The sequence below is a fragment of the Dechloromonas sp. CZR5 genome (genome assembly GCF_008711155.1).
Classification (GTDB): domain Bacteria; phylum Pseudomonadota; class Gammaproteobacteria; order Burkholderiales; family Rhodocyclaceae; genus Azonexus.
In genome coordinates this window covers 1-1,226 of the sequence record NZ_VUYQ01000021.1, presented here as the reverse complement: position 1 = coordinate 1,226, position 1,226 = coordinate 1, and the positions used below count along the sequence as shown (strand labels likewise).

Genomic DNA, 1,226 nt, shown 5'->3' with positions numbered 1-1,226 from the left:
CTCAATACATGTGCGCCCTTGCTTGGTGGGTCATGGTCCGCACGACGAAACGCGCGGCGTGTGATGCTGGCGATGGCTGTCCCGGACGAGAATGCAGTCCGTGGCGCCTGCGCACGCACAAATACATGGCGCGTTGAGCATGGCGGGCGCCCTTGCCGAAGATACGCGGCCAGTGCGGCGCCGACATCGTGAGGCAAAGGCAGGCAATCCTGCCTAGTCTCACCGTTGCGCACGCTCAGTTTGCCAGCCTTCCAATCAATGTCATCCAGCCGCATTGCGGCGACTTCACCGGCACGCAGGCCGAGGCGTGCCAATAGAAGAATGATGGCGTAGTCGCGGCACCCATTGGCCGTAGTCGGGTCGCAGTGTGCAAGCACGCGGCGGACTTGGTCCTCGTCCAACGCCTTGGGGATCGAGCTCAGCGACCAGTTCGCTGGCGAAGGGATGCATCCCGACAGGTCGATGCGGGTCAGTCCACGATGGTGGGCGGAACGCAAAAACGTTCGCACGTCCGAAACGACTCGAGAGGCGCTTCTGTGGCTGCAACGGCATGCCAGCTTCCGGACGAACTCGATGACATCTGCTGCGGTCATCTGCTCGAGTACGACCTCGGCATCTCCAAACAGGCTCGTCAGTAACTTCCCGACGGTCTTCACGCCGCCGTGAATCGTACTTGGCGCCAAGTTGCGTACGTCGCGCAAGTAGATGCCATGGGCCTCGGCAATGCGCTGCGCCGACGTTTGTGAAACGGCCACGCTGGCTGGCCCGACTGGGATTCCTTGCTGGATGAGGTGCGAAATCAATCGCTGAAGGGTCGGGCGGTCTTCCCATCGGGGTGTTCTGCGGCGCTTGCGACATCGCAAAAACGTGTCGAGGTAAGCCTCAGAGAGGTGGTCGGTCGAAATGCCGCGTCGCAGCATCCACCGGCTGAAGTCGCCAACGATCCAAATCGCGCGGCGGATTGACGCTCGTGCATACCCCTGCGCAGCCAGGTTCTGCGTGAATGCGTCGATGTGATTACCCAGCGGACCCTCATGCATCCGCGCCAGCGCCCAAGGGCGCTCCATGAATTGTTCCATTGTGGTCTCCTTCCGCGGTTTACCGGCCGCGGTGTGGAGAACGTTATGCCGAGGTCAGATCGGCGGTCCACTGTGTCATTCTTGAGATTCAGTACGAGACTCGGCATAACCCGGTTCGCGGCATAGTGGATCTCATGCCGAGCTCGG

Annotated in this window: 1 protein-coding gene; it reads right to left on the bottom strand. The window is 61.3% G+C overall.

What is annotated here, in order from left to right:
- A partial coding sequence (locus F1002_RS20790; RefSeq protein ID WP_150430960.1) for a tyrosine-type recombinase/integrase occupies nucleotides 1-1,079 on the bottom strand: 1,079 nt, incomplete at its 3' end.
- Nucleotides 1,080-1,226 lie beyond the last annotated feature (147 nt).